This is a genomic window from Faecalimonas canis, from assembly GCF_054601575.1.
In genome coordinates this window covers 1-20,741 of sequence record NZ_BAAHSI010000006.1, presented here as the reverse complement: position 1 = coordinate 20,741, position 20,741 = coordinate 1, and the positions used below count along the sequence as shown (strand labels likewise).

20 protein-coding genes and 4 tRNA genes are annotated in these 20,741 nt (G+C 37.9%); 23 read left to right on the top strand and 1 reads right to left on the bottom strand.

What is annotated here, in order from left to right; translation table 11 throughout:
* The first annotated feature begins 77 nt into the window (after positions 1 to 77).
* From ACYPXO_RS01905 to ACYPXO_RS01845, 13 genes are all read left to right on the top strand, one after another.
* Positions 78 to 1,469, top strand: a complete 1,392-nt coding sequence (locus tag ACYPXO_RS01905) for a SpoIIE family protein phosphatase (protein ID WP_459639006.1) — start codon at positions 78 to 80, stop codon at positions 1,467 to 1,469.
* A gap of 79 nt (positions 1,470 to 1,548) precedes the next feature.
* Entirely contained in the window at positions 1,549 to 2,961 is a 1,413-nt protein-coding gene (gene tilS / locus ACYPXO_RS01900; protein WP_459639005.1) for a tRNA lysidine(34) synthetase TilS, read from the top strand.
* Positions 2,945 to 3,472: a hypoxanthine phosphoribosyltransferase gene (hpt, locus tag ACYPXO_RS01895; RefSeq protein ID WP_459639004.1), complete on the top strand. Its 528-nt coding sequence runs from the start codon at positions 2,945 to 2,947 to the stop codon at positions 3,470 to 3,472. The genes tilS and hpt overlap by 17 nt, the downstream gene beginning before the upstream one ends.
* Positions 3,473 to 3,489: 17 nt before the next feature.
* Positions 3,490 to 5,328 carry an ATP-dependent zinc metalloprotease FtsH gene (gene ftsH, locus ACYPXO_RS01890; protein WP_459639003.1) on the top strand — a complete coding sequence of 613 codons (1,839 nt, stop codon included), beginning with the start codon at positions 3,490 to 3,492 and terminating at the stop codon, positions 5,326 to 5,328.
* A 15-nt stretch (positions 5,329 to 5,343) separates the two neighbouring features.
* Positions 5,344 to 7,386: a glycoside hydrolase family 13 protein gene (locus ACYPXO_RS01885; protein ID WP_459639002.1), complete on the top strand. Its 2,043-nt coding sequence runs from the start codon at positions 5,344 to 5,346 to the stop codon at positions 7,384 to 7,386.
* Between the two features lie 99 nt (positions 7,387 to 7,485).
* Positions 7,486 to 7,567: transfer RNA gene (locus tag ACYPXO_RS01880), tRNA-Tyr, on the top strand.
* A gap of 23 nt (positions 7,568 to 7,590) precedes the next feature.
* Positions 7,591 to 7,677: transfer RNA gene (locus ACYPXO_RS01875), tRNA-Leu, on the top strand.
* 179 nt (positions 7,678 to 7,856) lie between these two features.
* Positions 7,857 to 9,020, top strand: coding sequence for an FprA family A-type flavoprotein (locus ACYPXO_RS01870; protein WP_459639001.1), 1,164 nt, complete (start codon positions 7,857 to 7,859; stop codon positions 9,018 to 9,020).
* Positions 9,021 to 9,170: 150 nt separating this feature from the next.
* Positions 9,171 to 9,243 (top strand) — tRNA-Phe (locus tag ACYPXO_RS01865).
* 21 nt (positions 9,244 to 9,264) lie between these two features.
* Positions 9,265 to 9,335, top strand: a tRNA-Gly gene (locus ACYPXO_RS01860).
* Positions 9,336 to 9,415: 80 nt separating this feature from the next.
* On the top strand, positions 9,416 to 9,814 hold the full coding sequence (locus tag ACYPXO_RS01855) for a hypothetical protein (protein WP_459639000.1): 399 nt from the start codon (positions 9,416 to 9,418) through the stop codon (positions 9,812 to 9,814).
* Positions 9,815 to 10,175: 361 nt separating this feature from the next.
* Positions 10,176 to 10,622: a hypothetical protein gene (locus tag ACYPXO_RS01850; protein ID WP_459638999.1), complete on the top strand. Its 447-nt coding sequence runs from the start codon at positions 10,176 to 10,178 to the stop codon at positions 10,620 to 10,622.
* Between the two features lie 35 nt (positions 10,623 to 10,657).
* Positions 10,658 to 10,909, top strand: a complete 252-nt coding sequence (locus ACYPXO_RS01845; RefSeq protein ID WP_459638998.1) for a hypothetical protein — start codon at positions 10,658 to 10,660, stop codon at positions 10,907 to 10,909.
* A 50-nt stretch (positions 10,910 to 10,959) separates the two neighbouring features.
* Here ACYPXO_RS01845 and ACYPXO_RS01840 read toward each other — a convergent pair whose 3' ends face one another.
* Positions 10,960 to 11,823, bottom strand: a complete 864-nt coding sequence (locus ACYPXO_RS01840) for a methionyl aminopeptidase (RefSeq protein ID WP_459638997.1) — start codon at positions 11,821 to 11,823, stop codon at positions 10,960 to 10,962.
* 163 nt (positions 11,824 to 11,986) lie between these two features.
* Here ACYPXO_RS01840 and dnaX point away from each other — a divergent pair, with 163 nt between their 5' ends.
* The 10 genes from dnaX to ACYPXO_RS01790 all read left to right on the top strand — a co-directional run bounded on the left by dnaX (position 11,987) and on the right by ACYPXO_RS01790 (position 20,476).
* The gene (gene dnaX / locus ACYPXO_RS01835; RefSeq protein WP_459638996.1) at positions 11,987 to 13,537 is read left to right on the top strand and encodes a DNA polymerase III subunit gamma/tau; all 1,551 of its coding nucleotides are present in this window, start codon (positions 11,987 to 11,989) and stop codon (positions 13,535 to 13,537) included.
* A gap of 13 nt (positions 13,538 to 13,550) precedes the next feature.
* Positions 13,551 to 13,895, top strand: a complete 345-nt coding sequence (locus tag ACYPXO_RS01830; RefSeq protein ID WP_459638995.1) for a YbaB/EbfC family nucleoid-associated protein — start codon at positions 13,551 to 13,553, stop codon at positions 13,893 to 13,895.
* A 16-nt stretch (positions 13,896 to 13,911) separates the two neighbouring features.
* A complete protein-coding gene (gene recR, locus ACYPXO_RS01825; protein ID WP_459638994.1) occupies positions 13,912 to 14,508 on the top strand; it encodes a recombination mediator RecR in 597 nt (198 codons plus the stop codon).
* 80 nt (positions 14,509 to 14,588) lie between these two features.
* Positions 14,589 to 15,425: a transketolase gene (locus ACYPXO_RS01820; RefSeq protein WP_459638993.1), complete on the top strand. Its 837-nt coding sequence runs from the start codon at positions 14,589 to 14,591 to the stop codon at positions 15,423 to 15,425.
* Positions 15,413 to 16,351, top strand: coding sequence for a transketolase family protein (locus ACYPXO_RS01815; protein WP_459638992.1), 939 nt, complete (start codon positions 15,413 to 15,415; stop codon positions 16,349 to 16,351). Before ACYPXO_RS01820 ends, ACYPXO_RS01815 begins: the two co-directional genes overlap by 13 nt.
* Positions 16,352 to 16,406: 55 nt before the next feature.
* Complete coding sequence (locus tag ACYPXO_RS01810; protein WP_459638991.1) at positions 16,407 to 16,919, top strand: HD domain-containing protein; 513 nt, start codon at positions 16,407 to 16,409, stop codon at positions 16,917 to 16,919.
* A 123-nt stretch (positions 16,920 to 17,042) separates the two neighbouring features.
* Positions 17,043 to 18,032 carry a LysM peptidoglycan-binding domain-containing protein gene (locus ACYPXO_RS01805; protein WP_459638990.1) on the top strand — a complete coding sequence of 330 codons (990 nt, stop codon included), beginning with the start codon at positions 17,043 to 17,045 and terminating at the stop codon, positions 18,030 to 18,032.
* 53 nt (positions 18,033 to 18,085) lie between these two features.
* Positions 18,086 to 19,210: a DUF5711 family protein gene (locus ACYPXO_RS01800; protein WP_459638989.1), complete on the top strand. Its 1,125-nt coding sequence runs from the start codon at positions 18,086 to 18,088 to the stop codon at positions 19,208 to 19,210.
* Positions 19,211 to 19,218: 8 nt separating this feature from the next.
* Positions 19,219 to 19,938, top strand: coding sequence for a CvpA family protein (locus ACYPXO_RS01795; protein ID WP_459638988.1), 720 nt, complete (start codon positions 19,219 to 19,221; stop codon positions 19,936 to 19,938).
* Between the two features lie 7 nt (positions 19,939 to 19,945).
* Positions 19,946 to 20,476, top strand: a complete 531-nt coding sequence (locus ACYPXO_RS01790) for a GNAT family N-acetyltransferase (protein ID WP_459638987.1) — start codon at positions 19,946 to 19,948, stop codon at positions 20,474 to 20,476.
* The last annotated feature ends 265 nt before the right edge of the window (positions 20,477 to 20,741 follow it).

The window sequence follows — 20,741 nt, the reverse complement described above, 5'->3', positions numbered from 1 at the left end:
GCGGGTGGATATTTATTTTTGCTATATAGGAAATTTTGTTCCTATATAGCAAAACTAATTAAAAAAGGAGAGAGAAAATGAGTAAAGTAAATGTGGATAATCCGTATGTAACACAGATAGATAAATTTGCAAGTTCACTTAGGCATTTATCGAATACATTTTTACATTTGGAAGAAAAGCGAGAGTCGCTGACACAGGCAGAAATGGAGGAGATTTTCGCTGAGGTGGATGAAAATGTCTGTAAGGATTGCGAAAACAGAGAGTGGTGTATGGGAGAAAATTCTATTTCTACATATCAGATGGTATATGAAATTCTTTCTGCGGTGGAAGAATATGGTGTTGAATTAAACACGGAAATAAAAAGAAAGTTACAGAAACGATGTATACAGGCGCCGAGATTTTTGAGGGAAACTCTCGATACATTTCAGGGGGTGAAAAAGACGTTGGCTTGGAATAATAAACTGGCACAGAGCAGACAGGGATGTGCCATTCAACTGGATTCTTTTGCACATATGATTCAGCACGCAACACGCGAATTAAATGCCAGCATTTTTTCGGACGAGGCTTTGGAAAAAAGAATACAGACCCAGTTGAAAAAAATAGATGTGCGTCTGTTGAGCAGTGTTTTTTTGATTACTCCTGAGGGAAAATATGAAATACACTTAACTGTCCGTTCAAAGAAAGGTCAGTGTGTAACGACAAAAGAACTTGTGTGGAATTTATCAAAAATAGTGGGCAGGAAAATGGTTTTGCCGGAGGGAGAGAGGTTTTTAGTGGGGCAGGAATATTGTACGATTGTTGCCATGGAAGGTCCTAAGTATCATACTTTACAAGGAGTTGCGAAAATTGGAAAAGGATGTGACAAGATTTCTGGGGATAACTTTTCCATGATGGAACTGCCCGGTGGAAAACATGGTGTCGTTTTGTCAGACGGTATGGGTTCCGGGGAAAAAGCATTTCAGGAAAGTGCAATGGTTGTGGAAATGTTGGAAGAATTGTTGATTGCAGGTTTCCCGAAAGAAACTGCTATCCAAATGATGAATACAGCGCTTGTTATGGGTAGAGAAGAAATAAGGTTTTCTACGATAGATATGAGTGTCTTTGATTTGTATAACGGAAAATGTGAATTTGTAAAAGTGGGTGCATCGACAACTTATATAAAACGTGGCAACAAAGTAGAAAGAATTAGTTCCACAAGCCTTCCGATAGGAGTTGTACAATATTTGGAAATTGAAACAACAAAGAAACGTTTGGAAAACGGTGATTTTGTTATTATGGTTACGGATGGTGTACTGGATGCATTTCCGGTGGGAGAACAGGATTTGCTCATGGAAACAATTATAAGCGGAACAAATAAAAATAATCCGAAAGAAATGGCACATCATATTTTAGAGCAGGTGTTGGAATGGACGGGGGAAGAACCGTTGGACGATATGACTGTGTTGGTTGTGGGATTTTGGAGTTTATAATGGAAATGAAAAGGTTGCATTTTAAAAGGGAATTCTATATAGTGGAAATGTATATCAAAGGATAAAAGGACTGAATGTAATGATAGAAAAAGTTGCGAAATTTGTATCAAAGTGGGAAATGCTTCATAAAGAGGATAAAGTTATTGTAGGCGTATCAGGGGGTGCGGACTCGGTATGCCTTCTTTTTATTTTGCTGGAATTACAAAAGAATATAGAATTTGAGATAATTGTTGTCCATGTAAATCACCTTTTACGCGGCGAAAATGCAGAAAATGATGAGAAATATGTGAGGGAACTTTGCGAAAAATATCATCTCATCTGCGAAGTTTATCGGGAAAATGTGGAATTAATTGCAAAGAAAAGGAAAGAATCATTAGAGGAGGCGGGAAGAAATGTAAGGCGTGAGGCTTTTGAAAAAACTTTGCAAAAGTATCATGGGACAAAAATCGCATTGGCGCATCATAAAAATGATAATGCGGAAACGCTTCTGATGAATCTTGCAAGGGGTAGCGGCTTGGCAGGACTTGGAGGAATGCGTCCGGTAAAAGATAACAGAATTCGTCCGCTTCTCTGTCTTGAGAGAAAAGAGATTGAGGAATACTTGAGAAGCAAATGTATTTCTTATTGCACAGATGAAACGAATCTTTCTGATGATTACACAAGAAACCGTGTGCGTAATCATGTGATACGGATTTTGGAACAGGGTGTAAATGCAAAGACAGTGGCACATTTTTCAGAAACAATGGAGAGAATATGGGAACTTCAGGATTATATGGAAGAGGAAACAGAAAAATTATATAACCGTGTTGTTTCGACAGAGGAAAAGAAGAGAATTATTTTGAAAGAAGAATATGAAAAAGTTTCTTCTGTTTTTTGTGGGTTAATTATAAAAAAAGCGATTGTTTCTATGGCGGAAAGGGAAAAAGATATCCATGCCGTGCATATAGAGGAAGTCCGTAAATTAATGGACAATCAGGTGGGAAGAGAAATTTCGCTTCCTTATGGCATATGTGCATACCGATGTTATGAGGGGGTATGTCTGATGCATGTAAAGGAAAAGGAGCAGAAAATACAACAGGAAAAAGTAAAGTTGGATTTATGGAAGAGTAACAACAGACGGATAGGGGGATGGCACATTTTTTATGAAATAAAGGATGTGGGGGAAATAGAAAGAGTTGAGATAGAAAACCCCTACACGAAGTGCTTTGATTATGATATAATGAACAGTACTATAACGATACGGACGAGGGCTGCGGGTGACTATATTACTATTAATGAAAAGGGAACAAGGCAGAAATTAAAATCCTATTTTATCAATGAGAAGATTCCGAAAGAGGAGAGGGATAACATTCTTCTTCTGGCGGATGGAAATCATATTTTATGGATTTTCGGATATAGAAAAGGATGTGCGTATCAAATAGGTAAGAATACAAAACATATATTGAAAATCACAATAGACAAAGGAGAAGAAGATAATGGCAGAAAAGATTAAAGTGTTAATTTCAGAAGAAGAAGTAAATGAGAGAATTGAAGCGTTAGGAAAGAAAATCAGTGAAGATTATGCCGGAAAAGAGGTACATTTAATCTGTGTATTAAAAGGCGGAGTATTTTTCATGTGCGAACTGGCTAAGAGAATTACAGTTCCTGTATCTATGGACTTTATGAGCGTAAGCAGTTATGGTGACGGAACATCTTCAAGCGGAGTAGTGAAAATCGCAAAAGATTTGGACGAAACATTGGAAGGAAAAGATGTTATTGTTGTGGAAGATATTATTGATTCAGGAAGAACATTGTCATACTTGTTGGAGATTCTCAAGAAGAGAGGACCAAAGAGTATGGGATTATGTACATTGCTTGACAAACCGGATCGTCGTGTAAGAGATGTAAAAGTAGACTATGTGGGATTTGAAATTCCGGATGAATTTGTAGTTGGATATGGACTTGATTATGCACAGAAATATAGAAATCTACCATACATCGGCGTAGTGGAAGGTGTCGAGTAGAAAGGGGTATTAGGAAATTGAATAATGGTAAAAGCAGAGGTGTAAGTGGTTTTCCCTTCATCTTCTTAATTGTGATGTTTTTAGGAATGTGGTGGTTATTGAACGATACTCCGCAGGGCGAAACAGCCTATACCTACAGTGAATTTAAGTCTGCTGTTCGGGAAGATGATGTGAAAACCGTTACAATTAAGCAAAATAAAGCAATTCCAACCGGGCAAGTGGAAGCGGTTTTAAAAGATGACAGGAAAGAAACGTTTAATGTATCGGATGTAAAAGAAGTTGAAAAGTTCTTGGAAAAAGAAAAAGTAGACTATTATGTAAATGATGTTCCGAAGGACAGTTGGTTTGTAACGACAGGATTTTCAACGCTTGTATCCGTAGGACTTATTTTATTCCTGTTTATGATGATGAATCGTCAGGCAAGCGGAGGTGCAGGTGCGAAAGCGATGAATTTCGGAAAGAGCCGTGCAAAAATGAGTACGGACAAAGATAGAAAGATTACGTTTTCGCAGGTAGCGGGACTTCAGGAAGAAAAAGAAGACTTGGAAGAAATTGTGGACTTTTTAAAAGAGCCGAAGAAATATATTCAAGTCGGAGCAAGGATTCCGAAAGGAGTACTTCTCGTAGGCCCTCCGGGAACGGGTAAGACACTTCTTGCAAAAGCAGTTGCAGGGGAAGCGGGTGTTCCGTTTTTCACCATTTCCGGTTCAGACTTTGTGGAAATGTTTGTCGGTGTCGGCGCTTCCCGAGTGAGAGATCTGTTTGAAGAAGCGAAAAAGAATGCACCATGTATCATTTTTATAGATGAGATTGATGCGGTTGCGAGAAAGCGTGGAACAGGAATGGGTGGCGGTCATGATGAGAGAGAGCAGACTCTGAACCAACTTCTTGTTGAGATGGACGGTTTTGGTGTGAATGAAGGCATTATTGTAATGTCTGCCACAAACCGTGTAGATATTCTTGATCCGGCGATTTTAAGACCGGGACGATTTGACAGAAAAGTTATGGTTGGAAGACCTGATGTAAAAGGAAGAGAGGAAATTCTCCGTGTACACGCAAAAGGGAAACCGCTGGGTGATGATGTGGATTTATTACAGATTGCGCAGACAACAGCGGGCTTTACCGGAGCGGATTTGGAAAATCTGTTAAATGAAGCGGCAATCAATGCGGCGAAAGAAGACAGGGTTTATGTAAAACAGGATGATATTCGCAAAGCGTTTGTAAAAGTCGGTATCGGGGCGGAGAAGAAGAGCCGTATTATTTCCGAGAAAGAAAAGAAGATTACAGCATATCACGAGGCAGGACATGCGATTTTATTCCATGTTCTTCCGGATGTAGGACCTGTTTACAGTGTGTCTATTATTCCAACAGGAACGGGGGCTGCAGGTTATACAATGCCTCTTCCTGAAAAAGATGAAATGTTTAATACAAAAGGACAGATGCTGCAGGATATTACGGTATCACTCGGTGGACGAATTGCGGAAGAAATTATTTTTGATGATATTACAACGGGGGCATCTCAGGATATTAAGCAGGCGACAGCCATGGCGAAATCGATGGTAACAAAATTTGGTATGTCAGAGGCGCTTGGCCTGATTAATTATGATAATGATAGTGATGAAGTGTTTGTGGGGCGTGATTTTGCACATACGTCAAGAGGATACGGTGAGGAAGTTGCAGGTCAGATTGACAGAGAAGTGAAACGTATTATTGATGAATGTTATGCGAAAGCGAAATCAATTATTGAGGAATATCAGTCTGTACTTCATGCGTGTGCCGAGGCTCTGCTTGAAAAAGAAAAAATTACAAGAGAGGAATTTGAGGCGTTGTTTGAAGAAACGGTTTCTGAGAGTTAGAGAAGGAGTGCTTCTATGAATAGACAGGCGTTATTTAGTGATGGGACGGGGAGTTATGTTTGGCCTCCCGACCCGTCGGTAAATGGCCGGATTACTATACGTTTTCGCACAGCTAAAGATGATGTGGAAAAGGTATGGCTTGTATCCGGAAAAGAAAGATTGCCGATGACAAAGACAGGAACAAAAGGGAACTTTGATTATTATACGGTTGAAAAACAATTGGGCAGTGAGATTTTTTATTATTATTTTGAGATAAAGAGTAAAGATGATTATTGCTACTATAATACATACGGAGTTTGTAAAGACCTGATTCATTCTTATTCCTTTGCCGTTGTACCGGGATTTTCTACACCTGACTGGGCGAAGGGAGCGGTAATGTATCAGATTTTTGTTGATCGGTTTTGTAACGGTGATAAAACAAATGATGTGGAAACAAGAGAATATTTGTATATAGGAGAACCGTCCCAAAAGGTGACGGATTGGAACCGTTATCCGAGAGAAATGGATGTGCGTGATTTTTACGGCGGAGATTTAAAAGGGGTTATGGATAAATTAGACTATCTTCAGGATTTGGGTATTGAGGCTATTTATTTTAATCCGATATTTGTTTCTCCTTCTAATCATAAATATGATATACAGGATTACGATTATATTGATCCGCACTATGCGGTAATTGTAAAAGACGGCGGAGATTTAATTGGAGAGCGTGCTAAAAATAATGTTCATGCGACAAAGTATCAGGTAAGAACGACAGACAAGGAGAATTTAGAGGCGAGCAATCGCTTTTTTGCTCAGTTAGTTGAAGAGATTCATCGGCGAGGAATGAAAGTGATTTTAGATGGCGTATTTAATCACTGCGGTTCTTTTAATAAATGGCTGGACAGAGAGCATATTTATGAGAGACAACAGGGATATGAAAAGGGGGCATATGTTTCAAAGGACAGTCCCTACAGGGAATTTTTTCATTTTGATGCAAATAATGACTCCGACTGGCCGTATAATAGCCGTTACGAAGGCTGGTGGGGACACGATACCCTTCCTAAATTAAATTATGAAGATTCTCCAAAATTGGAAGAATATATATTAAATATTGCAAGAAAATGGGTTTCTCCTCCGTACAATGTAGATGGTTGGAGATTGGATGTTGCCGCGGACTTAGGTTACAGTAACGAGTATAATCATGAATTTTGGAAAAAGTTCCGTAATGCCGTTAAAGAAGCAAACCCGAATGCTGTTATTATTGCGGAGCATTATGGTGATCCGGGAGAATGGCTTTTGGGTGATGAGTGGGATACGGTGATGAATTATGATGCTTTTATGGAACCGATTACATGGTTTTTAACCGGTATGGAAAAGCACAGTGATGAGGAACGACATGAACTTTGGGGAAATGCAGATCATTTTATTGAAACGATGAAATATCATATGTCTAAAATGTTTACACCGTCAAGTCTTGTTGCGATGAATGAACTTTCCAATCATGACCATTCCCGTTTTTTGACGAGAACAAATCATATGGTTGGGCGAGCGGCGCGGCTTGGTCCGGAAGCGGCGGAAGAATATGTGAGTAAGGCTGTTTTCAGAATTGCCGTCACAATGCAGATGACTTGGATTGGTGCGCCGACTGTTTATTATGGTGATGAAGCAGGGGTATGTGGATTTACCGATCCGGATAACAGACGAACGTATCCTTGGGGATTTGAGGATAAGTCATTGATTTCTTTTCATAAAGAAATGATACGTATCCATAAGAAATATGAAGAATTTAAGAGTGGTTCGATTTTATTGTTACACGGTGATGAACATATTTTGGCATATGCCAGATTTAGTGATGAAAAGCAGTTTGTCGTCGTGATAAATAATAGAAGTGAGCGTGCGGAAGTGGTTGTTCCGGTATGGCGTGCCGGCGTTCCGGAACAAAGTCGGATGAGAAGATTGATGTACACTTATGATGATGATTATACAACAGAATATGAGGAAATCATTGTGAAAAACGGTGAAATTGTTGTTAATATGGGAAAGCATTCGGCACTCGTAATGAAAACAATGGAATTTTAAATTATAGGGCGTCTTATGGCGTCCTATTTTTAAATAATTATAAGTTTTTCTTGCTTTTTTTATTGGGATATGGTATAAATAATTATTGTTGAGATGTATGGATGGATTCCCGAGTGGCCAAAGGGGGCAGACTGTAAATCTGTTGGCACCGCCTTCGAAGGTTCGAATCCTTCTCCATCCATTCCAAATTTCTTATTTATATATGCCGCAGTGGCGGAACAGGCAGACGCACAGGACTTAAAATCCTGCGGGACTTATACTCCCGTACCGGTTCGATTCCGGTCTGCGGCAGTAAAAAGAAGCGGGAGAGAAATCTTTGAGATACAAAGGTTTCTCTCTTTCTTTTTGAATGTATATGTAAAAGTGCATTTTTAGAAAAACAGACTAGGAAATTGTAGAGAACTGCGGTATAATGTACCGAGAGTAAGAAGTAGTATAGAGTGAAAGAGAAGATAATTGAGGAGAAAGAGATGAAAGAGATGAAGATCACAGATACAGTTAAGTATATAGGTGTAGATGATAAGACGTTAGATTTGTTTGAAAGTCAGTATGTGATTCCAAATGGAGTTTCCTATAACTCATATGTCATTCTTGATGAAAAAGTAACGGTTATGGATACGGTAGATGCAAGGGCGACAGAAGAGTGGCTTGCTAATTTGGAAGAAGTTTTGAATGGAAGAACGGTAGATTATTTAGTTGTATCTCATATGGAACCGGACCATGCGGCGAATGTACAGAGATTAATTGAAAAATATCCGAATATGCAGGTGGTTGGAAACGCAAAAACATTCAATATGATTCTACAGTTTTTTAATGTAGATTTAGAAGGAAGAAAAGTTGTTGTAAAGGAAGGCGACACTTTAAATATTGGAAATCATACATTACAGTTTTTTATGGCTCCAATGGTACACTGGCCGGAAGTTATGGTTACTTATGAACAGTCAGAGAAAATTCTCTTTTCAGCAGATGGATTTGGAAAATTCGGAGCGTTAGATGTAGACGAAGAATGGGCTTGTGAAGCCAGACGTTATTATTTTAATATTGTAGGAAAATATGGTATGCAGGTACAGGCGCTTTTAAAGAAAGCGGCAACACTGGATATTGAAATGATTTGTCCTCTTCATGGTCCGATTTTAAAAGAAAATTTAGGATATTATATTGATAAATATAATACATGGAGCAGTTATGAGCCGGAAGAAGAAGGCGTTTTGATTGCGTACGCTTCTATTCATGGAAATACTGCGGCGGCAGCGAAAAAAATGGCGGAAATCCTTTGTGAAAAGGGTGTGAAAAAAATTGATGTGATAGATTTGGCGAGAGGTGATATGTCAGAGGCGCTTGAAGATGCATTCAAATATGACAAATTGGTTGTGGCTTCAGCGACTTATGATAATGGAATATTTCCGTGTATGGAAGACTTTTTAGCACATTTAAGAGCGAAAAATTTCCAGAAACGTAAAGTAGCACTTATGGAAAATGGTTCGTGGGCGCCGACAGCGGCAAAACAGATGAAAGCAGTGTTTGAAGGGTTGAAAGAAATGACAATCTGCGATACGGTAGTGACAATCAAATCCGTGATGAATGACGACACAGTGGAAGTTATGGAAAAAATGGCAGATGAATTAATGGCGTAAAGTGATAAGGGCATGGCGTGTGAACCATGTCCTTTTGCTTTATGGTGGAGTAATGAAAAAGTTGAATAATTATGAAAAAAGTTCTTGACAATATTTTATATATCTGATATGATATTAAACGTGTCAGAGATAAGTTATCAAATGGCATAAGCCCAGATAGCTCAGTCGGTAGAGCAGAGGACTGAAAATCCTCGTGTCGCTGGTTCGATTCCGGCTCTGGGCATAGTTGAATAAGATTTATTATGCGGGTGTAGTTCAATGGTAGAACACTAGCCTTCCAAGCTAGATACGTGGGTTCGATTCCCATCACCCGCTTTTTTGCTGTGTAAAAATAGAGAATATGCTATACTATAATCAACTAAGCGATATGTTTTGTAGAGTAAGGAGTTGACGGTATGGTTAAGAAAATGAGTATTCTGTTATTTGTAACGGCATTATCCTTTTCTACTATTTCCTGTAAAAAAGAGGTAAGCCCATTAGAAGATGTGAACAAAGATAATCTTGTTCAAATCTCAATGGCTGATGAGGAAATAATAACACGCGGGCAAGAATATATTGTTTTAGGTGAGGATGACTCCGAAACATTGCTGGAGGAGTTGAAAAATATATCATATAAGAAAGTGGACAATGATAGCATTAAGGGTTCGATTTATCATATGGAGATACAGTTTGAGGTGGAAAAAGAAATCATGTTAAAGACACTGTATTTTTATAATCCGGATAAAATTAAAATAGATGACGAACTGTATCGGACTCCAAAAGAAACATATAAAAAGTTTGAGAAATATTTTTAGTGAAAATGGGCGTATCAATTTTGGTATGCCCTTAAATTTTGTCTATTATCAGATAAATTGAAACACTTCTTAAGGAAAAGATAAGCATTTGTTCATAGAATATAAACAAAATACGGATTGTTTTAAAAGAATACAATTTATAAAAAATATTTTCTTGCAATTACTGGGGTGACCATATAAAATAAGTCTAACTTTATAAAACGGTAAAATGAAAGGAGATATTACTAGGAAAAAGAATTTGAAAAAACTTGTTACTTTTTTATTGGTTTTTGCCTTATGTTTTTCCTTTTGTCCGTTTGCATTAGCAGTGGATGGTTCGGTGTAAAAAACGCCAGATGAGTCAAAAGAGTACTACTTAGATGTGGTTGATGAAAACGGAAATATTATTACTCTTTTTGTTGAAGAAAGTACGTATTATCTTGAACAATTCAGTACTCGTTCTATCCCTTCTCATCAAGGGGGAACGGGAGGTCATAAAGTAGGCGAAACAAAAACAGTTAAAGTTAAAATCACAAATGCTCAATTGGCTGGTATTGGTAAAGTTGGAGATATATTAAAAGGAAATGCGTTGACAAAACTAGGGGAATTAGCCGGTCAAGCAGCAGTGAAAGCAGTGGGAAAAACTATAGCTAGAGGTGCTGGTACGGTTGCCATAGTTGCAGGAGCTATTGGAATTGCAAACGCATTTATAGGGAATAATGGTTTTCAAGTGACAATGACATTTAAGTGGACACATTTTGAACACAAAATCCAAGGAATAGATCTGTATGATTGGGGACTTAGTGGCGTGAAAGTTGTCCCTTATTAAAGCAAAAGTTTCATACAGAAGCGAGGTGGATTGTTATGAAAAATGTAAAAAAATATTTACCTTATATCATTGATGTTATAATCTATATTGTTATTGGAATTGGTATAGTCCGTAATTGGATAGCGATTAATATTCTTCTTCTAATTCTCTTGCTAAAGATAATACTTGACGAGTTTCGTGGGTGGAAAGAAAACAGGAAAATTTCAACGTTTATTTCATTTCTTGCATTGTTTGTTGGGTGGATTTTGCAGATAGCGTTGACAATAAAGACCGGAAAACTACTATAAATATTCTTATTATAGACTGTGGGGCGTATCAAACGATACGCCCCACAATTTTATTTCGTCAGCACCTCGGCGCCGTTTTCAGTAATTAATACCATATATTCAATCTGAGCGGACAGACCGTCATCTTCCGTGTAAACGGTCCAACCATTATCCTCGTCGACAAAGAAATCAGGACTTCCTTCATTAATCATCGGTTCAATAGTGAAAATCATGCCCGGAACGAGTACCATTTCACTTCCTTTTGGTGTAACGTAACTGACAAAAGGCTCTTCGTGAAATTCAAGACCAATTCCGTGTCCTCCAATATCCTCTACAACGGAATAGCCGTTAGCCTGTGCGTGAGAGTTGATTGCATCTGCAATGTCGCCTAAATGTCCCCAAGGTTTTGCCATTGCCAGACCTCTTTCTACACATTCTTCTGTAACTTGAACGATTTTTTCTGCTCTTTCAGAAATTTTTCCAATAGTAAACATTCTGGAAGCGTCAGAAAAATAACCATTTAAAATTGTAGATACGTCTACATTAATAATATCTCCTTCTTCAAGGATAATATTTTCATCAGGGATTCCGTGACAGATTTCATTATTTAATGATGTGCAGACACTTTTTGGGAAACCCTCGTAGCCGAGAGGGGCAGGGATTCCGCCGTGTTCGGTTGTATAGTCATATACGAGTTTATCAATTTCAGCAGTACTCATTCCTGCGTGAATATGTTTTGCAACATGGTCCAATACGGCAGTATTTAATTCAGCGCTTTTTTTAATTCCTTCAATCTGCTCGGGAGTTTTCAATATATCGCGGGTCGGCACGATATGCCCCTGTTCTTCCAGTAAAGCAATTTTCTCATCAATAAACATATGGCATTTTTTATATTTTTTACCACTGCCACACCAGCAGGTATCATTTCTCTCCATATTAAATCCTCCTTCTTTTTCATTCTATTCTATTATAGAACATTTTTTGCAGAATGACACGGACAAAATGGAAATTAAAAATCTTGTTTGTGTTCCTGTATTCGTGCTATAATGAAGTGTCAAGCAGACAATTTTTGCGTCAGCATAGAAGGAGAGAGGATATATGTCATATACAGCATTATATCGTAAATTTCGTCCGAGCGAGTTTGATGATGTTAAAGGACAGGATCATATTGTGACGACTTTGAAAAATCAGATAAAAGCAGATCGTATTGGTCACGCCTATCTTTTTTGTGGGACAAGAGGAACGGGTAAGACGACAATAGCCAAAATTTTTGCAAAGGCAGTGAATTGTCAGCATACGGTAGACGGAAGTCCTTGTGGTGAGTGTGAAATGTGTCGTGCCATTACTTCGGGAGCGTCCATGAATGTGATTGAGATAGATGCGGCGTCCAATAATGGTGTAGACAATATTCGAGAAATTCGTGAAGAAGTGGCGTACAGACCAACCGAGGGGAAATATAAAGTTTATATTATTGACGAGGTGCATATGCTTTCTATAGGAGCGTTTAATGCACTGTTAAAGACCTTGGAAGAACCGCCGGAATATGTTATTTTTATTTTGGCGACTACAGAGGCACATAAAATTCCGATAACCATTTTGTCGAGATGTCAGCGATATGATTTTAAAAGAATTAGTATTGATACGATTGCTGACAGGCTGAGGGAACTGATGTTAGAAGAAAAAGTGGATGTGGAGGAAAAGGCAATTCGCTATGTGGCGAAAATGGCGGATGGTTCTATGCGAGATGCACTCAGTCTTTTGGATCAGTGTATCGCTTTTTATCTGGGACAGAAGTTGACTTATGATCATGTGCTGGAAGTGCTGGGGGCAGTGGATACAGATGTGTTTAGCAGGCTTCTCCGTCAGATATTAAGAAGGGATGTTTCTGCCGTACTAAAGAGTGTGGAAGAACTTGTTATGCAGGGACGCGAACTGACACAAATGGTAAATGACTTTACATGGTATTTGAGAAATCTGCTTTTGGCGAAAACTTCTGATAATATGGAAGAGGTTTTGGACGTTTCTACAGAGAACTTGCAGCAGTTGCAAGAAGAGGCGGAAATGATAGAAGTTGATGTGCTTCTTCGCTATATTCGAATTTTTTCGGATTTATCTAATCAAATAAAGTATGCAGTGCAGAAACGTATTTTATTGGAAGTAACGTTGATTAAATTGTGCAAACCTGCTATGGAAACAAATCAGGATACACTGCTTGACCGTATTCGTGCCGTGGAGGAGAAAGTGGAACAGGCGGGAGAGATACAGGTTGTCAGAGAAGTAGTTGAAACGAAAAGAGAACCGATGGTGAAACCGGTGTTGGAAAAAGCGATTCCGGAAGATGTAAAAGAAGTTGTGAAAAATTTTCGTTCAATTGTCAATGAAACTTCGGGGCTTTTAAAAGGATATTTGAAAAATGCAAGATTAAGCCTTGGAGGCGAGGATAAATTACTTGTTATTCTGCCGGATGAATTGTCGGCAGATTTTGTCAGACAGGAACAGCACAAACAGGAATTAACGGAATTGATTGAAAACAGAATCGGCAAAGCGATTACGATAGAAGTGCGTCAAGTGGAAGAAGGACGTAGATTTGAGGAAAGTTTTGTGGATATAGAACAAGTAGTGCATATGGACATTACAATAGAAGATTAAGGAGGATTTTAATATGGCAAAACGTGGAGGATTTCCGGGAGGAATGCCTGGGAATATGGCGAATTTAATGAAACAGGCTCAGAAAATGCAGCGTCAGATGGAAGAGCAGGCAAAGGAAATGGAATCAAAAGAATTTACGGCAACTGCGGGTGGTGGTGCTGTAGAGGTGACTGTATCAGGAACAAGAACGGTTACGAAAGTGAAATTACAGGAAGAAGTAGTTGATCCGGATGATATAGAAATGTTGGAAGATTTAATTATGGCAGCGACAAATGAAGCACTTCGTAAAGTTGATGAGGAATCTTCATCCGCAATGGCAAAACTTACAGGCGGATTAGGCGGAGGAATGCCATTCTAATTTAGGGGAAATAGAAATGGATTATTATAGCAGTCAGATAAGCAAATTGATAGAGGAACTTTCAAGACTTCCCGGAATAGGAGCGAAATCTGCGCAACGTTTGGCATTTCATATTATTCATATGCCGAAAGAACAGGTAGAACAAATGGCGAATGCCATGGTAGAGGCGAGAAACAATGTTCGCTACTGTTCAAAATGTTATACGCTGACGGACAGGGAAGTATGTCCTATTTGTAGTGACAGCAGTCGTGATGAGAAGACGATTATGGTTGTGGAAACAACGAGAGATTTGGTTGCCTATGAAAAAACCGGAAAATATCGCGGAGTTTATCATGTACTTCACGGTGCGATTTCTCCAATGCTTGGAATCGGACCAGGGGATATTAAATTAAAAGAACTTATGGAACGTTTACAAGGTGATGTGGACGAAGTGATTATTGCGACAAATTCCAGTCTTGAAGGGGAAACGACAGCGATGTATATAAGTAAATTGATTAAACCTACAGGTATTAAGGTAAGCCGAATTGCAAGCGGAGTTCCTGTTGGTGGGGATCTGGAATATATTGACGAGGTGACATTGCTTAGAGCGTTAGAAGGAAGAACAGAATTATAACGTTGGAGAATAGGAGTTGCGTCTTACAGCAAAGTAGGATAGAATAGGGTAGAAAAGAAAGAAAACAGGAGGCAAGTCTAATGAACAAATTAGAATTGATGAAAGTTGCTAATGAAGTTCGTAAAGGTGCGGTGACGGCGGTATTTAATGCTAAGTCGGGACATCCGGGCGGATCGTTATCTGCGGCGGACATTTACACATATTTATTTTTTGAAGAGATGAATATTGATCCTGCCGATCCGAAGAAAGATGACAGGGATCGTTTTGTGCTATCAAAAGGGCATACGGCACCGGGATACTATGCGGCGTTGGCAAATAGAGGATTTTTTCCGGTAGAAGATTTAACTACATTGAGAAAAGTTGGTTCATATTTACAGGGACACCCAGATATGAAGCATATTCCGGGAGTAGATATGTCAAGCGGTTCTCTAGGACAGGGTATTTCGGCAGCAGTAGGTATGGCGATTTCGGGGAAACTGAGAAAGAAAGATTATAGAGTATATACACTGTTGGGTGACGGAGAAATTCAGGAAGGTCAAGTTTGGGAAGCGGCAATGCTTGCGGCACATCACAACTTAGATAATTTAGTTGTTATCGTGGATAACAATAACCTTCAGATTGATGGTTCGATTGATGAAGTCAACTCTCCATATCCGATTGATAAAAAGTTTGAAGCATTTAATTTCCATGTAATCAATGTGGATGGACATGATTTTGATGCTCTTGACGCTGCGTTCAAAGAAGCGAGAGCAACAAAAGGTCAGCCGACAGCCATTATTGCAAAAACAATCAAAGGAAAAGACGTTTCCTTTATGGAAAATCAGGCTTCATGGCATGGTGCTGCTCCAAATGAAGAACAATATGCAGTTGCTATGGCAGATTTAGAGAAAGTAGGTGAAGCATTATGTCAGATGTAAAGAAAATCGCAACGAGAGAAAGTTATGGCAATGCTTTAGTGGAATTAGGGAAACAACATGAGGATATCGTAGTGCTTGACGCAGATTTAGCGGCAGCAACAAAAACAGCAATGTTTAAAAATGTTTTCCCTGAACGTCATATTGACTGTGGTATCGCAGAATGTAATATGGTTGGTGTGGCAGCAGGACTTGCGGCAACAGGAATGGTTCCGTTTGCGAGTTCATTTGCCATGTTTGCAGCAGGACGTGCTTTTGAACAGATTCGTAACTCTGTAGGGTATCCGAAATTAAATGTAAAAATTGGTGCAACTCATGCCGGAATTTCCGTAGGGGAAGACGGAGCGACACACCAGTGTAATGAAGATATTGCTTTAATGAGAACAATTCCGGGAATGGTTGTTATCAACCCTTCGGATGATGTGGAGGCAAGAGCGGCAGTAAAAGCGGCTTATGAACATGAAGGACCGGTATATCTCCGCTTTGGAAGGTTGGCAGTTCCTGTTATCAACGACAATACAGAATACAAATTTGAATTAGGAAAAGGTATTACTTTAAAAGAAGGTAAAGATGTGACAATTATCGCTACGGGGCTTCCTGTATCGGAATCTCTTGAGGCGGCAGAAATGTTAGAAAAAGACGGAATTTCTGTGAGAGTTATCAATATTCATACAATCAAACCATTGGATGAAGAAATTGTTGCGAAAGCAGCAAACGAAACAGGCAAAATCGTTACAGTAGAAGAGCATTCTATTATCGGTGGTCTTGGAAGTGCGGTTTGTGATGTTGTTGCAGAGAAAGCGCCTGCAAAAGTAATGAAAATCGGGATTAATGATGTATACGGAGAATCGGGTCCGGCGTTGGAATTAATTAAAAAATATGGTTTAGATGCGGAAAGCATTTACAAAAAAGTAAAAGCATTTGTATAGAAGAAATACACCTTGAGTTTTGACTTGAGGTGTATTTTTGACAAGCGGGGGCAAAATGAAGAGGGAAAATATCGTTCAAAAAATATATAAATTGAGAGAAGAGTGGAAATATGATTTTTATGAGTGTGTACAGGATATTGCGGAACATCCTGTAGTATTGCGTATGAAACTTTATTCTCATCATGGCACGACAAGTTGCTATAAACATTGTATGAATGTGGCGTATTATAATTACCAGTGGTGCAGATTTTTTCATTTGGATGCAAGGTCGGCAGCAAGAGGTGCTATGCTACATGATTTGTTTTTGTATGACTGGCATACTCATGCGGCAAAAACAGGAGATAGATTTCATGGGCTGACACACCCAAACACTGCTTTGAAAAATGCAGAAAAATTTTTTGAACTGAATAAAATAGAAAGAGATATTATATATTCTCATATGTGGCCGGTGACTTTGTTTAGATTTCCAAAGACAAAAGAAGGATTTATTACGACATTAACCGACAAATATTGTGGCGCTTGTGAGAGTAGTAAAAGAAGAAAAAGAGAGAAAAGGCGGGAAAAATAAAAATCCCGTCTTTTTCTGTATGAAAAAGTCGAAACTTTTCAGAGGTAAGGTGACAATATCCGATAAAATAAGCGTTTCTCATATGCTAGTATGAAGAAAAATATGCGGATGAGGTGAAGAGTTATGGAAAGAAAAATCCCTAAAAATGTAAAGCAGATAGGAAATGTCAGTGATTCTCTGAAAATTTATGTGGAAGATTATGTCGATACATATCTAAATCAACTTTGTGAAAAAGAGGCGGAAAATCCGGTTGGAGCATTTTTGATAGGAGATGTTGTCAGAGAAGAGGAATTGGAGTACAGATATATTTACGGTGCGATACAAATGGAGGAACTTGGACAGGATGAAAATGGTGTTTTTGTCAGTGAAGGAACATGGAAAAACGCCTGTGAGGTGTGTCAGACTTTCTTTGAAAACGGAGAAATTATCGGTTGGTTTGCGGCAATACCGGGTATTCCATTTGCGATGAATGGGAATTTGAAAAAAGTACATCAGGAAATATTTGAAAAAGATAAGGGGGTTTTTATTTTAAAAGATCCTGTCTGCAAAGATGAAATGTATTTTGCACCCAAATTTAATGATTTAATGCAGATGAACGGACATTACATTTATTATGAAAAAAATCCGTCTATGCAAAATTATATGATTTCCTCCCGTAAAAAGATTGGCGTTACACCCAGTGAAATTGTTGTGGATAGGGCTGCAAAAAGTTTTCGCGATTTAGTGCAGAACAAAATGCTGCAACAGGAGAAAAAAGAAATGAGCAGGTGGGCATATGGAGCGGCAACATTTCTTATTTTGGTGATTTTAGTTATCGGCGTAACGATGATTAATAATTATGATAGGATGAAATCTGTTCAGAAAGCGATAGAAACTATTTCAAATTCGGTTGGAGAGAAAGAAGAGGCAGAGGAAAAAGAAAAGAAAGAAAATAAAGACGAGAAAAAAGAAGAGCAAAAGGAAAATGTTTATATTGTGGAAAAAGGAGATACGTTGGAAAAAATCAGTAAAAAAGCATACGGGGATATTCAGCATATCGAGGCGATCAGTAAAATGAACGGCTTAGAAAACGGGAACTTGATTTATATCGGTCAAAAATTATTACTGCCATAAAGAAAAAATATGCTATAATCATAAAATACAAATGCGAAAAGGGGAGAAATTGAATGGAAGGGAAAAAAAGCAAAAAAGTTTTGATAAAATGGCTTTCGATTATTGTAGTCATACTTCTTTTTGTCGGAATCGGGGTATATATTTTTCTGACGCACAGAACATATGATAAAGTTCGTGTTTTGAGTACGGTGGCTCTGGAACGTGAAAATGGAGAAAAATATGTGAAGTTTTGGGACGGAATTTTGAAATACAGTAAAGATGGGGTTGTTTTTTTAGATAAGAAAGGAAAAGAACAGTGGAAATCTTCTTATCAGATGCAAAATCCGATTGTCAGTGTTAATGGAAAATCAGCGGTAATTGTTGATAAGGGAGCAAATGATTTGGTAGTATTACAAAAACAGGGTGTAAAAGGGGAAATTCATACGAGTCTTCCGGTGGAAAAGGCGGAAGTTTCACAACAGGGAATTGTAAGTGCGGTTTTAAAAGATGAAGTTTCTTCAAAAATTGTTTGTTATGATGCGAAAGGAGAACTTCTTGTAGAGCACATTACTTCCCCGACAACTACCGGTTATCCTTTGGATGTCGCTATTTCCGATGACGGATACACACTTTTGATTTCGTATCTGTTTGCTGAACAAGGGAAAATTGAAACGAAAATAGCATATTATAATTTTGATGAAAAGACCGAAAAAAAAGAAAACCATCTTATAATGGAGGAAAAATACGAAAATGCCATAGGGCCTACAGTATTTTTCTTTGATAATAAAACATCCGCGATGGTTTCGGACAATCAATTATATATTTATGAAGGAAAAGACAAACCGCAGAAAAAAACAATTGTCAAAATAAAAGAACAAATAGAAAATGTTTTTCATGATGATAAGTATATCGGTATGCTGTTGAAAGGGGATAAAAATTATCTTATAAAATTATTCGATAAAAGTGGTCAGGAACTGTTTTCAGAAACAGTTGAGCAGGCGTATAAGAATATAAAAGTAGAAGACGGGCAGATTATCATGTATGATGGGAAAAAATGTCAGATCATTACAAAGGCGGGAGTACATTTGTTTAATGGAGAAATGGAAAGTGATATTTCAAATATAATTTCTGCCATTGGATTAAATAAATACTTAGTGATAAATGCAAATGGCTTGGAAGAAATCAGGCTTGCAAAGTAGGAGAAAATATGAATTGGTTATTAATTGGAGTAGGAATTATCTTTTTCATCTGTATGGTGGTGGGGTATGCTAAAGGATTTATTAAAATTATTGTGTCATTTGGGACGACGATTGCGAGTATTATACTTGTTATTTTCCTAACACCTTACACGAGCAAGGCGATTGTGTCTTTGACGCCTATAGATGAAATGGTAAAGAAGAAATGTGTTTCTATGATGACGTCTGAAGGGGTGGATGTAGATATATCTAAACTTCCTTTGGATAAAATAGAATTGCCCAGACAAAAACAGATGGAAATTTTAGAAAAAGCGGATATACCGGAATTTCTGAAAAGAGGTTTGATAGAAAATAATAATAACGAGGCTTATAAACAACTGGGGGTTTCAAATTTTGTGGACTATATAGGGGCATACGTTTCGGATATTATTATAAAAATCATTTCGTTTTTGATTACATTTATTGTTGTGACAATTTTTATACGGGCAATTATCTTTGCGTTAGACATTATTACTGCCCTTCCGGTTATTAATGGCTTAAATCGTATTGGCGGAATGTTAGTAGGGGTGTTGATAGCGGTTGTTCTTGTATGGGTAGGTTTTCTTATTATTACATTGTTATATAGCAGTAATATAGGGAAAGAGTGCTTTAAATATATAGAAGATAGCAGGCTTTTGACATTTCTATATGAGAAAAATGTGATATTGGGTTGGGTTACGAAATTGAGGTGATGGAAAAATGGTTTTGAAACGTATTACAAATGCATCGCACTCTATGTATCAAGAGGCATTAAATTTGTATCGGATTAGTTTTCCCTATCATGAACGGAGAGAAGGCTTCTCGCAAAAAGAGATTTTAAAGGATAGAGAATATCATTTTGATTTGATATATGATGAAGATGTTTTTGTTGGATTGATTTTATATTGGGAAAATGAACAATTTGTTTATATTGAACATTTCTGTATTTGTCCGGAGATGCGGAATAAACAGTACGGACAGAAAACATTAACTCTTTTGAAAGGGGAAAATAAAACATTGCTTCTTGAGATTGATCCGCCGGAGGATGATATTTCTAAGCGGAGAAAATGTTTTTACGAACGATGTGGTTTTGTGGAAAATTCTTTTAGTCATATTCATCCGCCGTATCATAAAGAGAATGAAGGACACAATCTGCTTGTAATGACTTGTCCAAAACAAATTTCTTGGGGCGTTTTTGATGACTTTAGTTTATATCTGAAAAATAAAGTTATGAAAAACACATTTTTATAAAGAGGAGAAATGGAAAGTAAATGAGCATCGTTGTTTTAAAGAAATTTGAACGGCGATGCTTATCTGTTTGTTGTAAGACTGAAAAAGATTAAAAAAAATGAAAAAAGATGTTGACATATGCAGGAGGGGATGATATTATAGACAAGCACTCGAGAAACGGGCAGACAAGTCAAAAACAAATTTCAAAAAAATGAAAAAAGTTGTTGACAAAGAAGAATGGATATGATATTCTAATATGGCTGTCGAAAGAGAGCGAAAGAAAAAC

What these genes read in the sequence shown, in the direction of transcription:
- ACYPXO_RS01815 (WP_459638992.1), top strand. Translation starts at nt 15,413, where the DNA reads ATGTCAGATGTAAAGAAAATCGCAACGAGAGAAAGTTATGGCAATGCT.
- ACYPXO_RS01820 (WP_459638993.1), top strand. Translation starts at nt 14,589, where the DNA reads ATGAACAAATTAGAATTGATGAAAGTTGCTAATGAAGTTCGTAAAGGT.
- ACYPXO_RS01845 (WP_459638998.1), top strand. Translation starts at nt 10,658, where the DNA reads ATGAAAAATGTAAAAAAATATTTACCTTATATCATTGATGTTATAATC.
- ACYPXO_RS01810 (WP_459638991.1), top strand. Translation starts at nt 16,407, where the DNA reads ATGAAGAGGGAAAATATCGTTCAAAAAATATATAAATTGAGAGAAGAG.
- ACYPXO_RS01830 (WP_459638995.1), top strand. Translation starts at nt 13,551, where the DNA reads ATGGCAAAACGTGGAGGATTTCCGGGAGGAATGCCTGGGAATATGGCG.
- ACYPXO_RS01790 (WP_459638987.1), top strand. Translation starts at nt 19,946, where the DNA reads ATGGTTTTGAAACGTATTACAAATGCATCGCACTCTATGTATCAAGAG.
- ACYPXO_RS01870 (WP_459639001.1), top strand. Translation starts at nt 7,857, where the DNA reads ATGAAAGAGATGAAGATCACAGATACAGTTAAGTATATAGGTGTAGAT.
- ACYPXO_RS01905 (WP_459639006.1), top strand. Translation starts at nt 78, where the DNA reads ATGAGTAAAGTAAATGTGGATAATCCGTATGTAACACAGATAGATAAA.
- ACYPXO_RS01855 (WP_459639000.1), top strand. Translation starts at nt 9,416, where the DNA reads ATGGTTAAGAAAATGAGTATTCTGTTATTTGTAACGGCATTATCCTTT.
- dnaX (WP_459638996.1), top strand. Translation starts at nt 11,987, where the DNA reads ATGTCATATACAGCATTATATCGTAAATTTCGTCCGAGCGAGTTTGAT.
- ACYPXO_RS01805 (WP_459638990.1), top strand. Translation starts at nt 17,043, where the DNA reads ATGGAAAGAAAAATCCCTAAAAATGTAAAGCAGATAGGAAATGTCAGT.
- ACYPXO_RS01795 (WP_459638988.1), top strand. Translation starts at nt 19,219, where the DNA reads ATGAATTGGTTATTAATTGGAGTAGGAATTATCTTTTTCATCTGTATG.
- ACYPXO_RS01840 (WP_459638997.1), bottom strand. Translation starts at nt 11,823, where the DNA reads ATGGAGAGAAATGATACCTGCTGGTGTGGCAGTGGTAAAAAATATAAA.
- tilS (WP_459639005.1), top strand. Translation starts at nt 1,549, where the DNA reads ATGATAGAAAAAGTTGCGAAATTTGTATCAAAGTGGGAAATGCTTCAT.
- ACYPXO_RS01885 (WP_459639002.1), top strand. Translation starts at nt 5,344, where the DNA reads ATGAATAGACAGGCGTTATTTAGTGATGGGACGGGGAGTTATGTTTGG.
- ACYPXO_RS01800 (WP_459638989.1), top strand. Translation starts at nt 18,086, where the DNA reads ATGGAAGGGAAAAAAAGCAAAAAAGTTTTGATAAAATGGCTTTCGATT.
- recR (WP_459638994.1), top strand. Translation starts at nt 13,912, where the DNA reads ATGGATTATTATAGCAGTCAGATAAGCAAATTGATAGAGGAACTTTCA.
- hpt (WP_459639004.1), top strand. Translation starts at nt 2,945, where the DNA reads ATGGCAGAAAAGATTAAAGTGTTAATTTCAGAAGAAGAAGTAAATGAG.